The sequence below is a fragment of the Nannocystis sp. RBIL2 genome (assembly GCF_026626745.1).
In the GTDB taxonomy this organism is placed as follows: domain Bacteria; phylum Myxococcota_A; class Polyangia; order Nannocystales; family Nannocystaceae; genus Nannocystis.
The window spans coordinates 5,089,979-5,108,322 of sequence record NZ_JAPNJW010000001.1; the positions used below are offsets into that span (position 1 = coordinate 5,089,979).

The 18,344-nt window shown below is 71.3% G+C and carries 15 protein-coding genes; 8 read left to right on the forward strand and 7 right to left on the reverse strand.

The genetic code is table 11. The features are described from left to right. Nucleotides 1-68 precede the first annotated feature (68 nt). The 4 genes from OV090_RS20200 to OV090_RS20215 form a co-directional block, all read right to left on the reverse strand. Nucleotides 69-890, reverse strand: coding sequence for an enoyl-CoA hydratase/isomerase family protein (locus OV090_RS20200; RefSeq protein ID WP_267705497.1), 822 nt, complete (start codon nucleotides 888-890; stop codon nucleotides 69-71). Nucleotides 891-954: 64 nt separating this feature from the next. After that, a complete protein-coding gene (locus OV090_RS20205; RefSeq protein WP_267705498.1) occupies nucleotides 955-1,590 on the reverse strand; it encodes a nucleotidyltransferase family protein in 636 nt (211 codons plus the stop codon). A 97-nt stretch (nucleotides 1,591-1,687) separates the two neighbouring features. Further along, complete coding sequence (locus OV090_RS20210; protein ID WP_267705499.1) at nucleotides 1,688-3,538, reverse strand: hypothetical protein; 1,851 nt, start codon at nucleotides 3,536-3,538, stop codon at nucleotides 1,688-1,690. A 14-nt stretch (nucleotides 3,539-3,552) separates the two neighbouring features. Further along, nucleotides 3,553-4,434: an XdhC/CoxI family protein gene (locus OV090_RS20215; protein WP_267705500.1), complete on the reverse strand. Its 882-nt coding sequence runs from the start codon at nucleotides 4,432-4,434 to the stop codon at nucleotides 3,553-3,555. 68 nt (nucleotides 4,435-4,502) lie between these two features. On the opposite strand from OV090_RS20215, the gene OV090_RS20220 reads away from it, so the two are divergent. From OV090_RS20220 to OV090_RS20240, 5 genes are all read left to right on the forward strand, one after another. Further along, nucleotides 4,503-5,114 (forward strand): hypothetical protein, encoded by a 612-nt coding sequence (locus OV090_RS20220; RefSeq protein WP_267705501.1) that lies wholly within the window; start codon nucleotides 4,503-4,505, stop codon nucleotides 5,112-5,114. Between the two features lie 161 nt (nucleotides 5,115-5,275). Beyond that, on the forward strand, nucleotides 5,276-5,488 hold the full coding sequence (locus OV090_RS20225; RefSeq protein WP_267705502.1) for a hypothetical protein: 213 nt from the start codon (nucleotides 5,276-5,278) through the stop codon (nucleotides 5,486-5,488). 144 nt (nucleotides 5,489-5,632) lie between these two features. Next, the gene (locus tag OV090_RS20230; RefSeq protein WP_267705503.1) at nucleotides 5,633-7,462 is read left to right on the forward strand and encodes an ABC transporter ATP-binding protein; all 1,830 of its coding nucleotides are present in this window, start codon (nucleotides 5,633-5,635) and stop codon (nucleotides 7,460-7,462) included. Beyond that, nucleotides 7,455-9,314 carry an ABC transporter ATP-binding protein gene (locus tag OV090_RS20235; RefSeq protein WP_267705504.1) on the forward strand — a complete coding sequence of 620 codons (1,860 nt, stop codon included), beginning with the start codon at nucleotides 7,455-7,457 and terminating at the stop codon, nucleotides 9,312-9,314. The genes OV090_RS20230 and OV090_RS20235 overlap by 8 nt, the downstream gene beginning before the upstream one ends. Then, nucleotides 9,311-10,798 carry a trypsin-like peptidase domain-containing protein gene (locus tag OV090_RS20240; RefSeq protein WP_267705505.1) on the forward strand — a complete coding sequence of 496 codons (1,488 nt, stop codon included), beginning with the start codon at nucleotides 9,311-9,313 and terminating at the stop codon, nucleotides 10,796-10,798. The genes OV090_RS20235 and OV090_RS20240 overlap by 4 nt, the downstream gene beginning before the upstream one ends. A 279-nt stretch (nucleotides 10,799-11,077) precedes the next feature. Here the strand turns inward: OV090_RS20240 and trxB are convergent, their stop codons facing one another. Together trxB and OV090_RS20250 are read right to left on the reverse strand one after the other, a co-directional pair. Next, on the reverse strand, nucleotides 11,078-12,010 hold the full coding sequence (gene trxB, locus OV090_RS20245) for a thioredoxin-disulfide reductase (protein WP_267705506.1): 933 nt from the start codon (nucleotides 12,008-12,010) through the stop codon (nucleotides 11,078-11,080). Nucleotides 12,011-12,292: 282 nt separating this feature from the next. Next, a complete protein-coding gene (locus tag OV090_RS20250) occupies nucleotides 12,293-12,472 on the reverse strand; it encodes a CPXCG motif-containing cysteine-rich protein (RefSeq protein ID WP_267705507.1) in 180 nt (59 codons plus the stop codon). 87 nt (nucleotides 12,473-12,559) lie between these two features. Here OV090_RS20250 and OV090_RS20255 point away from each other — a divergent pair, with 87 nt between their 5' ends. Together OV090_RS20255 and OV090_RS20260 are read left to right on the forward strand one after the other, a co-directional pair. After that, nucleotides 12,560-12,988, forward strand: a complete 429-nt coding sequence (locus OV090_RS20255) for a hypothetical protein (protein ID WP_267705508.1) — start codon at nucleotides 12,560-12,562, stop codon at nucleotides 12,986-12,988. Nucleotides 12,989-13,639: 651 nt separating this feature from the next. Continuing rightward, nucleotides 13,640-14,293: a response regulator transcription factor gene (locus tag OV090_RS20260; RefSeq protein ID WP_267705509.1), complete on the forward strand. Its 654-nt coding sequence runs from the start codon at nucleotides 13,640-13,642 to the stop codon at nucleotides 14,291-14,293. A 109-nt stretch (nucleotides 14,294-14,402) separates the two neighbouring features. On the opposite strand, the gene OV090_RS20265 is transcribed toward OV090_RS20260, so the two are convergent. Beyond that, on the reverse strand, nucleotides 14,403-17,003 hold the full coding sequence (locus OV090_RS20265; protein ID WP_267705510.1) for a DUF5916 domain-containing protein: 2,601 nt from the start codon (nucleotides 17,001-17,003) through the stop codon (nucleotides 14,403-14,405). Between the two features lie 145 nt (nucleotides 17,004-17,148). On the opposite strand from OV090_RS20265, the gene OV090_RS20270 reads away from it, so the two are divergent. Next, nucleotides 17,149-18,315 carry an isocitrate/isopropylmalate family dehydrogenase gene (locus OV090_RS20270; protein WP_267705511.1) on the forward strand — a complete coding sequence of 389 codons (1,167 nt, stop codon included), beginning with the start codon at nucleotides 17,149-17,151 and terminating at the stop codon, nucleotides 18,313-18,315. Nucleotides 18,316-18,344 lie beyond the last annotated feature (29 nt).

Here is an 18,344-nt window from a genome sequence, read left to right on the forward strand (position 1 = left end):
CAGCAACGTCCCAGTGACGTATCAAATTGAAATATTCGCAGGCCGGCGGGTTTTTGGGGCACCGTCGCTCAAGACCGGCGGGGACCCCACGGTGGCACTTCTCCCGCGCGAATTGCGCTGAACGAAGCGCGCCCGATCGCGGCCTGACCGGTGTCGATACAGCGTTCGTACGCGGCCGCCTCGATGCACAGGCGCTCCGCTTCGGCCTGCCCGGTGGCCCCCAACAGGCCACGCTTGAACACCGCGACAGCGGTCGGGGAGCGTCGTCGCAGGAGTTCGGCGAAGGTGCGCACGCGGGCGAGACCTGCGTCGATGTCCGGGACGATTTCGTGGCACAGACCGATCCGCAGCGCCTCGTCGGCGCCGATCTCTTCGCCCGTGCAGCCGAGCCGGAGCGCGTGCGCCGGGCCCACCGCCAGCGCCAGCTCCGCCGTGCCGCGGGCCCCGGGGATGATGCCGAGGCCCGTCTCCGGCAGGCCGAAGCGGCCCTTCGGCGTCGACAGGCAGTAGTCGGCGGTGAGCAAGAATTCGAGGCCCCAGCCGAGCGTGACGCCGTGGCTCAGCGCGACGGTGAAGAGCGGGACGTGGCGCAGGCGCTGGAGGATCGAGCGCTGGCGGCGGACATGAGCCTTGACGCGCTCGTCGGCCCAGCCGACGCGTTCGGTGACGTCGGCGCCGGAGATGAAGATCGGCGTGCCCGACTTGCTGGCGCGCCGGCTGGTGGTGCACAGGCAGGCGACCTCGCCGTGCTCGAGCAGCTCACACAGCGCCTCGAAGGCGTCCAGCGTCACGGTGCCGACCTCGTTGGCCTTGCCGTGGTCGAGGGTCAGCGTGAGGAGCCGGAGCTCGGGGTCGTAGTGCGGATGCAGGGCCTCGATGCGCTCGAACATGTGCGCGAGAGACCATACGAGGGCCGCCGGGCGAGTGCCAGCGGGTAATGGGACCCACCTCGGCTCACGGTAGCCGCGCGAGATCGGCGGGCCGGTCGAGGTTGTCGAGCACAGCGGGATCGTCGACGGCGAGGGCGCGGCGGAGTCCGGTGACCGTGGGTCGTCCCAGCAGGTCGCGCGGGCTCTCGTCCTGCCCCAGCGCCAGCAGCTGCGGCACCAACATCGCCGGCCAGATCAGCGGGTGTCCGCGGCGACCGCCGTGCTCCGGCTGCCATACCTGCGTGGGCGCCGCGCGGAACGCCGCAGCCAGCGCCGCGACCGTCTCGGGCCGCACGTGCGGGCGGTCGACCGTCAGCACCAGCGCGGCGCACCCGGGCGCCAGCATGTCGAGTTCGACCAGGCCGCGGCGCAGGCTGTCCATCTGTCCTTGAGGCCATGTCGGATTGGTCACCTTGATCGCCGGCCCGAGGTCCTCGGCCGGGATGACGACCGCGCCCTCGACGACGACGATCGGGCTGGCCTCCGCGGCCTCGGCCTGGGCGACGGCGTGGCGCACGAAGCTGCGGCCGCGCCACTCGAGCAGCGCCTTGGGCCGGCCCATGCGCTCGCCGGCGCCGGCCGCGAGGACGACCGCGCCGAGGGCGGTCACGGGCGGCCTCCGCGGGCCGGTGAAGGTGAAAGCAGCGGGTCGATCGGGCATGCTCGATCGGACATGGCAAAAAGGACCTGTCCGTTCGGACAGGCCCTTTCAGTCAGGAGCGCGGCTGGGCTCGACGTGCGCGTAAGGACCTGTCCGTTCAGGCAGGCGGGCCGGCCGGCGTCGGCTCGCGCGCCGCGCCCTTGTTCGACAGCGGCTTGTCGTTGGGACGGGCCGGCTCGGCCTTGTCCCCGAACAGCTCGCCGAGCTGGGCGGCGTCGGCCGGCGAGGGCACGAGCACCGCCTTGGGCACGCCGACGGCCAGGCTGCCGAGGTTGGGGTCGAGCTTGACGCCGACGCCCACGGCCCCGCCGATGCGGGTGAAGGCGGCCGCGCCGGTCTCGATCTTCTTCAGGCGCGCCTTGTCGGCCCGCGCCTCGGCGCTGCTCAGCACCGACAGCCGCAGCAGCGCCGCCGGGTCGACGCTGACGCAGAAGTGGCAGCCCTGGCTGGCGGCCCGGGCCAGGCGCAGGCCGGCGTCGGCGCCGAGGCTGGTCTTGCGGCCCTTGAGCGCGCCGCCGATGTCGCCGGCGACCTTGGTCGCGCCGGCGCCGACGGTGAACACCGCGAGGTTGCCGGTCACGAACGAGGCGGCCTCGAGCTTCTTCTTGCCGACCAGGAACGGCTCGAGATCGGCTGCCTCCTTGGCCATGTTCTTCGGGACAGGGATCGTCAGGAGGTCGCCCTTGACCGGGCCGGCCTTGGCGCCGTCGGTCTTGAGGGTGAAGTTGATCTTGGCCGACTTGTCCTCGCCGGTCAGGCTGTCGAACGCGGCGAAGCCCTTGGCCAGCGCCTGCTCGATGCCGCGGATGGCCGCCCGCGCGCCGGCCTCGTCCTTGACGTTGGCGGCCAGCACCGCGGTGGCCTCGCCCTTCGGCGAGAGGTAGAGGGCGAACACGACGTCGCTCTGGACCTGGTCGAGGACGGCGTGGGCGGCGGCGATGGCGTCCTTGGCGACGACGTCGAAGGGCGCGGGGATCTGGCTCAGCGGGATGCCCTTGTCGAGGGCGGTGTGCAGGACCTCGGGGGTGCCCCACGGCATCGCCACGACCAAGGCGGGGCTGGCCGGAAGGACAGCTTCGAGCCCGGTCGGGGCGGTGCGCGCCGGGCCCAGCGGCGACAGGCCGAGGCGCGAGAACGGGGCGTCGGCCGAGAGCTGCAGCACGAGGTCGCGGTCGGTGCCGGCGTCGAGCTCGAGCGAGCCGGCGGTGGCCTCGCGCAGGACGGCGAGGACCTGCCGGCGCAGGCCGGCCGGCAGCCCGGAGAGGGCGCTGGTCTCGAGCATGCCGGGCGGCAGGTCGGTGCCGCGCAGCCGCAGCCGCCGCCCCTGCCCAGCCTCCTCGGCGAGCCCGGCGGCCCGCTCGAGGTCGGCGTTCGACAGCGCGAACTCGAGGGCCTTCGGCTTCTCACGCAGGAGCACCCGCAGCTCGCCCTGGACGAGCTCCCACAGGCCGTTGCCGAGCGGCTGCGGCCGCTGACCCGAGGGCATGCCGTCCATGACGCCCTTGGCGCTGACGGCCGCGAGGGTGCCCGCGAGCTTGAGGTCGTTGCTCGGGTCCTGGGCGAAGAAGGTGGCGTCGACGGCGAACGGGCCGGCCAGATCGAGGCTGGCCCAAAGGCCAGGTCCGAAGCCCATCTGCAGCAGCATCGCCTGGATCTGCGCGGCCGGATCGATCGGCAGCTTGGGGGTCCAGGCGGTGGTGGTCTGCTTGACCAGGGTCATCAGATCGCCGGCGCCGTGGAGGGTGGCGCGCAGCTTCAGGGGCTTGCCCGCGGGCGGCTTGCGCGTGGGAGTCCCGGCCTGACCCTCGCCCGGAGCGCTGCCGGCGCCGTCCGACTGCGGTTCGTCGACCACGACGACGTTGGGCGGCGGTGTCTTCTTGGCGCAGCCAAGTGTGGCAGGAGCGACGACCATGGCGGCCGTCACGAGCGCGACGCGGGCGGTGAACATCGCGGCGGAGTGTATCAGCGGTCGTCGCGCGCGTCGCCTTCGCGGCCTTCGGCGACGGTCGAGGCCGGTGCTCCGAGCCGGGCGAGCGCCTGCGGCACGACGTTCATGGCCGCACCCGTGCCACCGTGGCGGTCCGCCAGCAGCTCGGCGACGATGCTGATGGCGATCTCGGCCGGGGTGCGCCCACCCAGCGCAATTCCCACCGGGGCCCGCACGCGCGACAGGTCGGGCAGCGGGCGGCCCAGCTCCTGCTCGCGGCGCAGGACGCGAGCAACGATCGCGTGGACCTTGCGGACGCTGCCGATCATCCCGAGGTAGCGGTGGGGGCGGCGGACCAGATGCGCCAGAGCCCGCTCGTCACGGGCGTGATCGCGGGTGAGGATGACGACGTAGTCGCGCTCGCCGAGGTCGGGCACGGCGAGCTCGAGCTCGTCGACGTCGCGGGCGTGCCGCTCGGCGCCGGCGAAGGCCGGGTGCTCGAGCAGATCCTCGCGGTCGTCGACGACGACGACGCGAAAGCCGACCCCGGCGGCCACCGGAGCCACCGCCTGGGCGACGTGGCCGGCGCCGATGAGGACGAGCCGCGCTTCAGGGGCGAGATACTCCACGAACACCTCCATGGCGCCGCCGCAGCACATGCCGAGGTCGCGGACCAGGTGCGCCTTGACCACCCGCGGGCTGCCGTCGCGCAGACTGGCGCGGCAGGCGTCGAGCACCTGCTCCTCGATCGCACCACCGCCCACCGTGCCGACCTGCACGCCGTCCTCGCGCAGGAGCAGACGGGCCCCCACGACCTGCGGCGCCGAGCCCGAACGGCCGATCACCGTCGCCAGAGCCGCGGGCCCACCCGTCCTTCCGGACAGGACGTCGACGACGGCGCGAGCGACCGGGAGCACCGCCGCGAAGTGTAGCCCGGGGCTTGTTCGAGGCGCCGGGCAATTTTACAAGGTTGACCGGACGAGAGATGCGCAGGGTCGCAGCGGTCGCGCTGGTGTTCGGAGCGTGCGCGGAGCCGGAGTCGGCGCCGCGGGCGGAGCCTCCTCCGGTGCGTCCGACGGTCGCCGCGGCCGCGGCGTCGATGACCCCGGACGAGCTGGCCGAGACCCGCCGCAAGGCCGGCTTCCAGGACGGGGCGACGCTCGAGGCGGAGCGCGCCGAGGCGCGCGAGCGGGTCGCTCGCAGCTACGTGCGGGCCAACCTGCCGGCGTACCGCGAGGTGGTGAAGGCGCTGCGCGGCAACGTGGCGGAGATCGAGCGCGCGGCCCGACGATGGCTGCGCGCGAGCGATCCGCAGCGAGCTTACGAGCGCTGGCGCGGGGTCTCGAGACGACGCGCCGACCGCGTCGCAGGGTTGTATCAGCACGTCGCCGATGACGGCTTCGACGGCGGTCAGGCCCAGCGCCTGCTCGCCGACGCCTATCGCCGCTGGGAAGAGCTGCGGGAAGATCTCGGCGGAGAAGTCGCTGCCGACGCGCGCTTCTCCGCCCTCCTCGTCGATCTCCGTGACGCGCTCACCGCCGTGTCACGCATGCTCGACGAGATCGAGCACGACGAAGAACTGGCCTCAGGACCATGAATTCAGGCGTCTGGCGGGCATTTTGCGCGCATTGCGCGGACGACGCTCAAGAATCTGGTAATTGGCCAAGTTTTGCGGTACCTGGCTAAAGCACCGTCCACGACGACTGCCCCTCGCAAGGGGCCGTGCATTCGCCCCGCGAGGGGAAGCCAGGAGAACTCATGAAGAAGACGATCGCGATCGTGTTCGCCGCCCTCTCGGTGGCGACCTTTGGCTGCAACAAGAGCAAGACCGACACCGCCAACCCCGACGAGGCGAAGACCGAGACCCCGGCGGAGACCCCCGCCGAGGGTGAGAAGACCGCCGAGGAGACTCCGGCCGAGGGTACCCCGGCCGAGGGTGGCGACGCGGCTGCCACCCCCCCCACCCCGTAAGCCTGGTCTCCCTCCGGGAGATCTCAGCTTGCTGTTCCATGGGCCAGACTGGCGATTCGCCGGTCTGGCCCATGTTTATTCTGCAGTGTAGTGTCCGACCCCCGGCGTCGATTTCTGCTATAGGCCCCGGACCCCGGCCCGCCCGTGTCGCTCGCCACTCGCTTCTTTCACCGGTACGTCCGGCGCAACCTGCCGCAGTACGCGCTGGGCTTCGCGATGTTGGTCGCCACCAACTACGCGGTGGTGCGGATCCCGACCCTCATCGGCAACGCCCTCGACGCCTTCGGCGGCGGCAAGGCCGACGCCCTCGCGGTCGGCCAGGGCATCGCCCTCGAGCTGATGATCTGGGCGGTCGCGGTGGTGGTCGTGCGCACCCTGTCGCGGGTGCTGTTCTTCAACCCCGGGCGCGAGGTCGAGTACCGCGTCAGCGTCGACCTGTTCACCCACCTGCTGGCGCTGCAGCGGCCGTTCTTCCTCAAGCGCAAGGTCGGCGAGCTGGTCAGCATGGCGACCAACGACACGATGTCGATCCGCCTGCTCATCGGCTTCGCCGGCCTGCAGGTGTGCAACGTCGCCGTCGCGGTCCCGCTGCACCTCGGGCAGATGCTGCTCACCGACGCCTGGCTGACGCTGTGGTGCCTGCTGCCGATCGCGGTCGGCAGCGCCTACACGATCGCGGTGGTGCGCCGGTTCTACTCGCTGATCCGGGTGTCGTTCGAGGAGCTCGGGCGGCTGTCGGACCGCGTGCTCGAGTCGTACGCCGGCATCGGCACCGTGCGCGCGCACGCGGCCGAGGCGGCGATCCTGCGCCACTTCGACACCCGCAACCAGACTTACCTCGACCTGCAGCTGCGGCTGTCGTCGATGCGCGCGTTCTCGATGCCGGTGCTCGGGCTGTCGGGTCAGGTGGCGGCGGCGATCGTGCTGTGGGTCGGCGGCGCGCGGGTGATCGCCGGCGAGCTGCCGGTCGGCGCGCTGGTCACCTTCACCACGCTGCTGGGCAGCCTGGTCGCGCTGCTGATGGCGGTCGCGTGGGTGCTGGCCTCGGTGTCGCGCGGGTTCGTGGCGATCAAGCGGGTCGACGAGGTCGTCACCACCCCCGACGGTCTACCTGTCCCGACGGACATCTTGCCGCCCGGGCCGCCGCCGTCGCTCGAGCTGCGCGGCATGACCTTCACCTACCCCGGGGCGGAGGAGCCGTCGCTGCGCGACATCTCGTTCGCGCTGGCGCCCGGCAAGACGCTCGGGATCTTCGGCCGCACCGGCGCCGGCAAGTCGACGCTGATCCACCTGCTGTCGCGCGTGTACACGCCGCCGGTCGGCACCGTGCTGGTCGGCGGCAAGGACGTCACGACCTTGCCTTTGGACCAGGTCCGCTCCCAGCTCGCGGTCGTGCCGCAGGACCCGTTCCTGTTCTCGACCACGCTGCGCGACAACATCCGCCTGCGCGGCGAGCGGAGCGGGCACGTGCGCGGCGAGGACGGCGGCAGCTCGGCCTCGTCGTCGCACCTGCGCGCCGAGGCGGAGGACCCGCGGCTGCAGCAGGTGCTGCGCGCGGCCTGCCTGGTCGACGACGTGCGCTCCCTGCCCGAGGGGCTCGACACCGTGGTCGGCGAGCGCGGAGTGATGCTATCGGGCGGGCAGCGCCAGCGGACGGCGCTGGCGCGGGCGCTGTACCGCGGGCCGGGGCTGCTGTTGCTCGACGACGTGCTGTCGGCGGTCGACCAGGGCACCGAGGTGCGCCTGGTGGCGGCGATCCGCGGGCTCCACGACGAGGCCGGCGGCGGCCTGATGAAGCAGGCGGCGACCACGGTGATCGTGTCGCACCGCACCAGCGTGCTCGAGCACGCCGACGAGATCCTCGTGCTCGAGCGCGGCGCAGTCGTCGAGCGCGGCACACACGCCCAGCTGCTCGCGCTCGACGGCGTGTACGCCGAGACCCACCGCCACCAGGAGGCCGCGCACCATGGCTGACCCGAAGACCAGGTCGAAGGGCCGCCAGGAGGGCGCGCCGCAGGGCAGCACCTGGGCGGCGCTGCGCCGGTTCTGGCCGTACGCGCAGGCGCACAAGCGCTGGCTGTGGCTCGGCATGTGGATGATCCCGGTGGTCGCGGCGATGTCGGCGCTGCGGCCCCTGCTGGTCAAGGCGGCCGTCGACACCGACATCGCCAAGGGCGACCTGCTCGGCCTGCGCGTCACCGGCATGCTGTTCCTCGGCGCGGTGATGGCCGAGTTCCTCGCCTTCGCGGTCCAGAACTACGCGCTGTCGCGGGCCGGCCACGCGACCATCACCGACCTGCGCCGCTCGATCTTCGGCCACGTGCTCCGGCTCCCGGCCCGCTTCTACGACAAGACGCCGATCGGCAACCTGCTCGCGCGCAGCACCAGCGACATCGAGGCGCTGAGCGAGACGCTCGCGTTCGGGGTGTTCACGATCCTCACCGACATCGCGGTGATCCTGTCGATCCTGGTGGCGATGTTCGTGCTCGACTGGCGCCTCACTCTGGTGTCGCTGGCCGCGGCGCCGCTGCTGTGGGTGATCGTGGCCCACTTCTCGGCCCGCCTGCGGACGCTGCAGCTCGAGATCCGGCGCGCCCAGTCGGTCCAGAGCGGGTACCTGGCGGAGCAGCTGGCGGGCGTGACGGTGCTGCAGCTGTTCGGCCGCGAGCGCGCGGCGGTGCAGGAGTTCGAGCGGCTCGGCGACCGCTTCCTGCGCGCGGTCAAGACCGCCAACTGGTACGACGCCGGGCTCTACTCGGTGATGGACGGCGTCAGCGCGATGTGCGTGGCGCTGCTGATCTACTTCGCCGCGCCGTACCTGTTCGAGGACGCCGCCCGCAGCGGCGTGACCCTCGGCCTGCTGTTCGCGTTCATCGACTACCTGCAGCGGGTGTTCATCCCGATCCGCGAGTTCTCGGCCAAGCTCGCGACCATCCAGCGCGCGGTCGCCTCGCTCGAGCGGATCTACGGCCTCCTCGACGAGCAGCCCGAGGCCCGCCTCGGCGGCGCCGCCGACCCGCTGCAGGGCTGGAGCGGCGGGCTGCAGGTCCGCGACCTCCGCTTCGGCTACCGCGAGGGCGCCGCCGACGTGCTCAAGGGCATCGACTTCGACATCGCCCCCGGCGAGGTCGTGGCGGTGGTCGGCCGCACCGGCTCGGGCAAGACCAGCCTCGGGCGGATCTTGACGCGCACCTACGACGGCTACCGCGGCAGCGTCTCGCTGCAGGCGCCGGCCGGCGCGCTCGAGGTCCGCGACGTGGTCCCCGACTGTCTCCGGGGACATGTCCTGATGGTCCAACAGGACGTGTTCCTGTTCAACGACGACGTCGCCTTCAACGTCAGCCTCGGCGAGGCCGGGCTGGCCGACGACCCGGCGCGCATCGAGGCCGCGCTGCGCACGGTGCAGGCGTGGGACTTCGTGCAGGAGCGCGGCGGGCTACAGTTCGTGGTCGGCGAGCGCGGGCGCAACCTCTCGGCCGGCGAGGCGCAGCTCTTGGCGTTCGCGCGGGTGGCCGCGCGCCAGCCGACGCTGCTCATCCTCGACGAGGCGACCGCGAGCGTCGACAGCATGACCGAGCACAAGGTGCAGGCCGCGATCGAGCGGCTGCTCCGCGGGCGCAGCGTGCTGGTGATCGCTCACCGGCTCAGCACGGTCCGGCGGGCCGACAAGATCCTCGTGCTGCAGGACGGCGTGGTCGTCGAGCAGGGACCGCACGACGTCCTGCTCGCGCGCGGCGGCGTCTACGCCGAGCTCTACCGCATGGGCTTCAAAGAGGAAACCGACGACGGGAATAGCGGGGCCCAGCCCCCGGTTCCCGCGGCATGAGCTCAACCTCGATCCGGTCCCGACGACTCCGTTCGCCGCAGGCGCTCCTCGCCTTCCTCGGCCTGACGACGCTCGGCGGCGCAGCGGTCGCACTCAGCTATCACACCCACGCCGAGGCGGCAGGCGAGGTCGCCGCGGCCAACACCGGCGGCTCACTGTGGCGCGAGGGCAGCGGCACGCCGGTGGTCGGCGGCGACTTCGACCCCCGCCGCAGCCTGGCGCCGCTCGTCAAGGAGCTGTCCCCCGCGGTGGTCAACATCCGCGCCTATGGCAAGCGCGCGCAGCTCGACATGCAGGGCATCGACCCGCGCATGCTGCCCTTCATCGATCAATTCAACATGGGCCCCGGCGCCGAGGCGCCGCCGCAGCAAGGCATCGGCTCGGGCTTCGTGCTCACGCCCGACGGCCTCGTGGTCACCAATCACCACGTGGTGAACGGGACCGAGCGGCTCGAGGTCAAGCTGCACGACGGCCGCATGTACAAGGGCAAGGTGCTCGGCTCCGACCCGTACACCGACATCGCGCTGGTCCAGCTCGAGGGCGCGAGCGGCCTCAAGACGGCGACGCTCGGCAACAGCACGGCGCTGTCGGTCGGCGACTGGGTGATGGCGATCGGCTCGCCGATGGGCCTCGAGCAGACGGCCACCGCCGGCATCGTCTCGGCCAAGGGCCGCGGCAGCCTCGGCCTCTACGCCAACAGCTACATCGACTTCCTGCAGACCGACGCCTCGATCGCGCCGGGCAGCAGCGGCGGGCCGCTGTTCAACATGGCGGGCGAGGTCGTCGGCATCAACACGGCGGTCGGCGGGATCGGCCGCGGGCTCGGCTTCGCGGTGCCGATCGACCAGGCGAAGACGGTGATCCCGCAGCTCAAGGCGTCCGGCAAGGTGGTGCGCGGCTGGCTGGGCATCTCCGGCCGGGAGATCGAGCCCGCCGTGGGCCGCACGCCGGAGGCCGGCGCGGTGGTCGGAGCGGTCCAGTCCGGCACCCCTGCCGCCGAGGCAGGCCTGCGCGCGGGCGACCGCGTGACCGCGATCAACGGCCGCGAGGTGCTCAACTTCAGCGACCTGCGCGGCCGCGTCGCCGACACCAAACCAGGCTCTCAGGTCATCCTGTCGGTCGACCGCGGCGGCAAGAAGGTCGACCTCAAGGCGACGATCGGCAAGCTGCCGAGCGAAGAGGAGCTGCAGCGCTCGGCCCGCCGCATGAACGGCGAGTCCGGCAAGCTGTTCCCCGACGGCCAGCCGCGCCTCGGCGCCCAGGTCGAGGCCAAGGACGGACGCCTGACGGTCCGCAGCGTGATGCCCGGCTCGCTCGCCGACGAGCTCGGCCTGCGCGAGGGCGACGTGCTGCAGACGATCAACGGCCAGAAGGTGTCGCAGGTGAACGACGTCGCCAGCGCGCTGGCGAGCGACGACGGGAAGGTCGCCGTCGAGGTGAAGCGCGGCGGCTCGACCCACTCGGCGATGATCGAGCGCCGCTGAGCCCGCGATCGCTTGCGAGCGAACGAGCCCGGCCGCCGCCCTCGCGGCGCCCGGGCTCGCGCGCGAGCAGCGATCGGCAAGGGTCTGCGCCCGGCCGGCGGTGCTATTTCATCTTGTTTTAAAAGACATGTGCACAAGGACATGTCGATAAGGAAATGTGCATGAGGACATGCTTTTAAAAGCATGTCCGATAGACCACCCACTCGCGACGAGACGAGCGCCCGCGCCCGTCGGCGCGCCGCGCTCGTCTCATGCCGCGCCCGTGCGGTGCGCCTTTTATTAGAGGTGCTCGGCGAGCCAGCGTTCGGCGTCGATCGCCGCCATGCAGCCGGTGCCGGCGGCGCTGACGGCCTGGCGGTAGACCTTGTCGGCCACGTCGCCGCAGGCGAACACGCCGGGGATGTTGGTGTAGGTCGAGCCGGGGCGGACCTTGAGGTAGCCGGTCTCGTCCATGTCGAGCTGGCCCTTGAAGATGTCGCTGTTGGGCTGGTGGCCGATGGCGAGGAACAGGCCGGTGACCGGCAGCTCGCGCGCGGCCCCGGTCACGGTGTCGCGCAGGGCCAGGCCGACGACCCGGTCGCCGCCGAGGACGTCGGCGACCTCGGTGTTGTAGTGCACCGTGATCTTCGGGTTCTCGATCGCGCGCGTCTGCATGATCTTGCTGGCGCGGAAGGTGTCGCGGCGGTGGATGAGGTGCACGCTGCGGCACATGCGGGTGAGGAAGGTGGCCTCCTCCATCGCAGTGTCGCCGCCGCCGATCACCGCGACGTCCTGATTGCGATAGAAGGCGCCGTCACAGGTGGCGCAGGCCGTGACGCCGCCGCCCGACATGCGCAGCCGCTGCTCGTTGGGCAAGCCGAGCCACTTGGCCGAGGCGCCGGTGGCGATGATGAGCGCGTCGCCGTGATAGGTGTCGGCCTCGCCCTCGACCACGAAGGGCCGGCGCGACAGGTCGACGCGCACGCCCATGTCGTAGTGGAGCTTGGTGCCGAAGCGCTCGGCCTGCGCGCGGAACTCCTCCATCATGTCGGGGCCGGTGATGCCCTTGGGGAAGCCCGGATAGTTCTCGACCTCGGTGGTGGTGGTGAGCTGGCCGCCCGGTTCGGGGCCGGCGACCATCACGGGCTCCAGGCTCGCGCGCGCGGCGTAGATCGCGGCGGTGTAGCCCGCGGGGCCCGAACCGAGGATGAGGACTCTGCTGTGCGTCGGCATGAGGTCGGAGGATAGCTGCTCTCGCCGGGCCGCATGACGGGGCGCCGGCGGGACCGGCCCCTGAGGGACATCACGCCCGCGAGCCCGAACCGCCCGCCTGCGGGGCCGCAGCGGCGGTCCGACCTCGACGCAGGCCGCCGCCGCGGGGCCGATGCCGCCGGGATCGGCCGGCGCCGCCACCTCCGGACGCGACGCGGAAGACGCCGTTTCGCCCGCGCCCCCGCGAAGCCGGTGACATGACCTGAAGGACATGTCCGGCGTGCGCGCGCGAGGCGGGGCAGCTCACTGCGCGCGCTCGACGGTGACCAGCGGCGAGCCGTCGCGGCGGCGACGGACCAGCATGCGCCACGGCCGGCAGCAGACCTCGCAGTCCTGGATCAGCTCTCCGCGGGTGGCCGGGTCGACCACGATCTCGACCACCTCGAAGCAGTACGGGCACTGGACCTGGGCGACGTCGTCCATGCCCCTCGGATAGCACGGGCCGCGCGGCCGGTCCCGCCGGCCGGGCCGTCCGGGCGTCCGGGCGACCCTCTGCTATGCTGGCGCGCGATGTCCATCCGCGACCAGGCGAGAGATTGGGCCAAGCAGCAGTCCGACCAGCTCCGCAACGACCCGAAAGGCTGGGCCAAGGCCCAGGGCGAGCGCCTGAAGCAGATGGTCGACGTGGCGCCGTTCAGCGACACGGCGCTCGAGCGCGAGCTCAATTCCCTGCGCGAGCGCACGGCCCGCCTGAGCGAGCTCGACGCCGACGAGCGGCAGAAGCTCGCCGACGAGCTGCTGGCCCTCCACGAGCGCCTCACGCCCGGCGGGGCGCTGATCAGCGGCGCCAAGATCGGCCTGGCCGCGTCGGTCCTCCCGGTGGTCGGCATGATCACCGGCCCGGTCCTCGGCAGCGCCTACGGCGTGTACCGCTCGCAGCGCCTCGGCGAAGCCCGCGACGAGGTGCAGGCGATGCTGCGCAAGCTCGCGCGCCGCTGAGCCGCAGGGCGGGGCCGTCCGCCCGCGACATCCGGGCGCGACGCCGGCCGAGCTGCGACGCACCGGACCGTCGCGAGGCGTGGGCGTGATGCCCAGGCACGCGCGACGTACGGGCGACGCTGCGCGAGCTCCCACAGCCGATCCACCGCCTGACCGCGACCGCCTGACCGTTGCGAGGCGTGGGCATGGCGACGATGCCCATGCTTCGTAAGTTTGCCCATCGCTGACCCCGCGCGGTGAATGCCAATCCGTGGCGACGCGGCACGCCGCGAGGCGCCGCGCTCTCGCAGCCTCACAGCGGAAGCGGTGTCCCCCACCCCGTGTCTCTCGGTGATGCATGCACCGCGGACGCGTCGCCTGCCCATGCTCCTCGCCATGCATGAGCCGCGAGAGCGTCGCTACTCATCCGCACGGCTCGACGGGCGCCGTGAGGGTCCGACCCAAAGTCGAAGCAGAGCACATGTCCCATGCGCCAGATAGAGCCGCTCGCTCGCCGCACCCCCGCGGATTGTAATTGTTTTGAAAACGCATCTCAGCCTCGACTCAGATGACCATTGAGACATGTCCCTTAGGAAATGTCATGAATCGGTCTTCATACGGTCGGCGGCTCTCGGCGCGCGCGCCGGGGCGGCGCGTGCTACGGTTTGGGGCGTGGAACAGAAGCAGGTTGTCCGGGTGTTGCTCGCGGACGATCACGCGATCGTCCGGGAGGGGGTCCGCATGCTGCTCGCCGGCCAGCCCGGCATCGAGGTCGTCGGCGAGGTCGCGGACGGGCGCGCCGCGGTCACGGCCGTCGGCCGACTGCAGCCCGACGTCGTGATCATGGACCTGGGCATGCCGGAGATGAACGGCGTCGAGGCGACGCGCGTGATCTGCCGCGACTTTCCTGGCACCCAGGTCTTGGTGCTGTCGATGTACTCGGGCGAGGAGTACGTGCGCCCGGCGATCCGCGCTGGCGCGAGCGGTTATTTATTGAAGGGGTCGGCGTTCAGCGAGCTGCTCGCCGCGATCGCCGCCGTCGCCCGCGGCGGCGCCTTCTTCAGCCCTGCGATCGCCAAGCTCGTGCTCGTCGACTCGCGGCGGCGCGAGACCCATCCGGCCGACGCCCTCACCAACCGGGAGTGCGAGATCCTCCGGCTCGTCGTGCAGGGCCAGTCGAGCAACCAGATCGCGCGGGACCTCGGCCTCAGCATGAAGACCGTCGAGGGCCACCGCGGCCGGATCATGGCCAAGCTCGATGTTCACCACCTCGCCGGCCTCGTCAAGTACGCCGTGCGCGCCGGCCTGGTCTCGCCCGACCCGTAGGCGACATTAAGGCTGCGTTACCGTCGGCCCCGGGCGCGCTCGGCGCGATCGTTCAGGCAACATGTCTCTTCACGCATGTCCCTTGGGACATGCCTTTATGGACTTGCGCTCACAGGCCGAACATGTGCTGCAGCTTGAGGAACAGGATGTCCTCGTTGGCCACGCCCGGGGCGACGAGGTTGCCGAAGCCGCCGAGCGGGCGGTAGCTGAAGCGCGGGCTGAAGTCGGACAGCACGGTGCGGTGGGTGTAGACGAAGAACAGGAAGCTGCCGGGGCGGTACTCCCAGCGGAGGATCGAGTTGGAGATGAAGCTGGTGAGGCCCTGGTCGACCTCGCCGGCGTAGGGCGCGGGGTTGGTCGGGACCAGAGTGCCGGGCCGCTCGAGGATGAAGAAGTCGGTGTGGCGGGCCGAGAGGAAGTACAGCTGGTTGAAGGTCTGCAGCGTCAGGTTGGGCAGGATGCCGAGGGTCCCGCGCAGCACGCCGATGTACTGGGTGACGTAGGCGCGGCCGAACACCGCCTCGTCGAGGTCGTTGGTGGTGGTCCAGCGCGGGCGGCCGAAGCTGAGGTTGAGGTCGCCGCGGAGGGTGAGCTCGAGCCGGGGCACGGGGCGGAGGCGGAGCTCGACGCCGTAGTCGGGGCCGGGGCGGCCGTTCTGCTCGCCGTAGGCCCAGTTGAACACGCCGACGACCTTCTTGTTGTCGGGGCTCCAGTAGGTGCCGCCGATCCACCAGTGGAACGGGACGAGGTAGGGGATCCCGCCGCGCGTCTCGAACAGGTCGTACTGCGGCAGGTGGCCGCCGGCGTTCATCGAGGTGCCCCACAGCTTGAGCGTGTTCAGGCTGAGGTCGAGGTGCAGCTGCTTCTGCAGCAGGTAGCCCTGGTACGACGAGGCGACCTGCGACGACAGCGTGGCGGACATGCGCCGCACGTTGCCGACCGGCTGGGCGTTGAACACACCGACGTTGGCCTTGCCGTCGATGTAGTTGTTGTAGCGCATGAAGCCGAGGTCGTTGAAGTCGGCGTGCGGCGTCAGGGTCTCGAACACCGCCCCCATCGACAGGTTCTTGCTGGTGCGGTTGATGTCGGCCACCGCGCCCATGCCCTCGCGCCGGCCGTTGTGAGTGCCGATGATCTGCGCCGAGTGCCGCCAGCGCTCGCGGAAGCGGATCCGGTAGTCGAAGCCGCCGGTGAACGCCGACGGCTCGCCGCCGCCGCGCACCACTCCGGTGACCAGCGCGCCGATGCTGGTCTGACCGTCGAACTCGCGGCGCACGCGGACTACCGAGTACTCGCTGATCGGGTCGACCGTGACGCGCCGCTCGAAGCCGTCGGAGAAGCGCTCGACGCCGAAGCTCGCGCCGGTGTTGGCCGTCAGCACGCCGAGGCTCCAGCCCGGCTTGACCTGGCCGGTGACGCGCAGGGCCCCGAAGATGCGCGTCAGCGGATCGAGCGCGACGATCTCGCCATCCTCCTCGCCGCGCGGCGTCTGGTCGGCCAGCGCGGCCCGGGGGATCCGTCCGATCCGGCGGCTGTAGAACAGCTGGAAGCGGGTCTCGAAGATCTCCTTCGACTCGAGGAAGAACGTGCGCCGCTCGGGGAAGTAGACCTCGAACGGCCCGAGGTTCAGCACCGCCGGGTCGACCTCGGCCTGGCCGAAGTCGGGGTTGACCGCGAGGTCGAGGGTCAAGTTGCCGCGCAGGCCGTACTTGAGGTCGAAGCCGCCGTTGGGCAGCAGCGGGAACGAGCGGTCGAGGCTGTCGTCGCCGCGCCGCGGCACGCCGCGCAGCGAGAAGAACGGCCGCAGCTCGAGGTTGAGGCCGGGCTGGATGTTCTTGACGCCGACGTAGTCGAGCGCCCAGCTCATGCGCCCCGGCAGGCCCTGCGGCGTGGGCGAGAGGATCTGCGTCTCACCGTCGTGGTTGATCCACCGGCCGATGTTGACGCCGAAGGTGTACTCGTCGCGGGCGGTGAAGCGGATCGTCGACCACGGGATGAACATCTCGGCCGACCAGCCGGTGTCGGTGAGCTTGGCCGCGCCCTTCCACACGCCGTCCCACAGCAGCTCCTCCGAGTCGTCGCGGAACAGCTGCGAGTCCTCCTGCGAGCCGGAGGCGTTGAGCGCGAACGAGTAGCCGGTGGTGTCGTTGTTGTTGGGGTCGAGCTCGAGCCAGACGATGTCGGACGGGCCGAGCTGGTCCTTGCGGAACACGCCGGCGCGCACGTGCTTCGGGTCGTCGATGCAGTCGAAGGCGACGTACAGGCCCTTGGTGCCGTAGGCGACCCGCACCCGCGTCTCGTGCGTCGGCGCGTGCCCGTAGCGCGGCTCGATCTGGACCAGGTCCGGCAGCAGCGGCACCGCCAGCCACGCCCCCTCGTTCGGCCGGCCGTCGATGTCGATCGCGTCGTCGTCGATGCGCGCCGACTTCAGCTTGAAGTCGCGGACCCTCGCCTTGCCGACCACCGGCCGCAGCGGCGGCGCGCTGGTCGGTCGCACCCACAATGGCGTTTGGGACATGTCCTGAACGCCAGGAGCCTTCGGCGCCGGCGCCGGCAACGGGGCGCCCGCGCCGGGCGCGAGCTTGTCGACGGCGGGCGCGGCCGCGGGCTTCGGCGGTTCGGCGGCGCCTGCGGCCGGCGCGGGGGCGAAGGCCCGTGCGGACACACCCCACGCGACCAGGACCCAGACAGGCAGGAGCTGCGCGAGCACGTCGAGATCCCAGGAGGCCGCGCACAGGTTCGCGGCTGGCCGTGCATGTATACCGCGTCCTGCGCGCGAATTGGGTGAGGATCCACACCGGCGCGGCGAACGGCGCGGTCGGTCGCACGCGCCGACGCGCGTGTACACCCGAACCATGGCGTACAAGCTGGTGACCCTTGGCGGGGACGGGACCGGACCGGAAGTGATGCGCGAGGGACTGCGCGTGCTCTCGGCGCTGTCCAAGGTCCTGGATGTCGCGTGGGAGGTCGAGGACATCCCGTGCGGCGGGCAGTTCTATCTCGAGCACGGTAGCCGCGACTGGCCGGAGGGAGCAGAGGAGCGCTGCGACGCGGCCGACCTGATCCTGCTCGGCGCGGTCGGCTGGCCGTCGCCCACCGGCCCCGGGCCAGTGCTGATGAAGGACGGCAAGATGGCGGGCTACTCGCCGGTCATCGGCAACCGCATCCGCCTCAACCTGTTCGCCAACGTCCGCCCGGTCAAGCTGTACGAGGGCGTGCAGCACCGGATCCACGGCGCCAACAAGCTGGTGTGGCAGCCGGGCCAGGTCGACATGGTGATCATCCGCGAGAACACCGAGGGCCTGTATTCGCAGGTCGGCGGCAAGCTCGCCCCCGGCGGCACCACCGAGCTGGCGATCGACACCCGCGTGATCACGCGCCGCGCCAGCGAGCAGGTGATCCGCAAAGCCTTCGAGCTGTGCAAGAAGCGCAACAAGGGCGCGCCGAAGGACGGCAAGCTGCGCGTCACCGCGGTCGTCAAGGACAACGTGCTGCACGGCTGCCGTCTGTTCGCCGAGGTGTTCCAGCAGGTCGGCGAGGAGTACCCGCAGATCGAGAAGGACTCGGCGATCGTCGACGCCTTCACGCAGTGGCTGATCGGCCAGCCCGAGTACTACGACGTGGTGGTCACCACCAACATGTTCGGCGACATCGTCACCGACCTCGCCTCGGTGCTGCAGGGCGGCATGGGCATGGCCGTCGGCGCCAACGTCGGCCACTCGCACGGCATGTTCGAGCCGATCCACGGCTCCGCGCCGAAGCACGCCGGCAAGGACAAGGTCAACCCGATCGCCATGATCCTCGCCGTCAAGGAGGGCCTCGAGTGGCTCGGCGAGCGCAAGAACGACGAGCGCCTCACCCGCGCCGCCGTCGCCATCGAGGCCGCAGTGGTCGACGTGCTCCGCGACGGCCACCCCCTCACCTACGACCTCGTCGGCGAGGCCAAGGCGGCCCGCTGCTCCGAGGTCGGCCAGGCGATCGCCGACCTGGCGCTGCAGAAGCTGGCGCAGTCGGCGAGCTGAGCGGGTCTTCGGGACATGCCCCCGCGGGC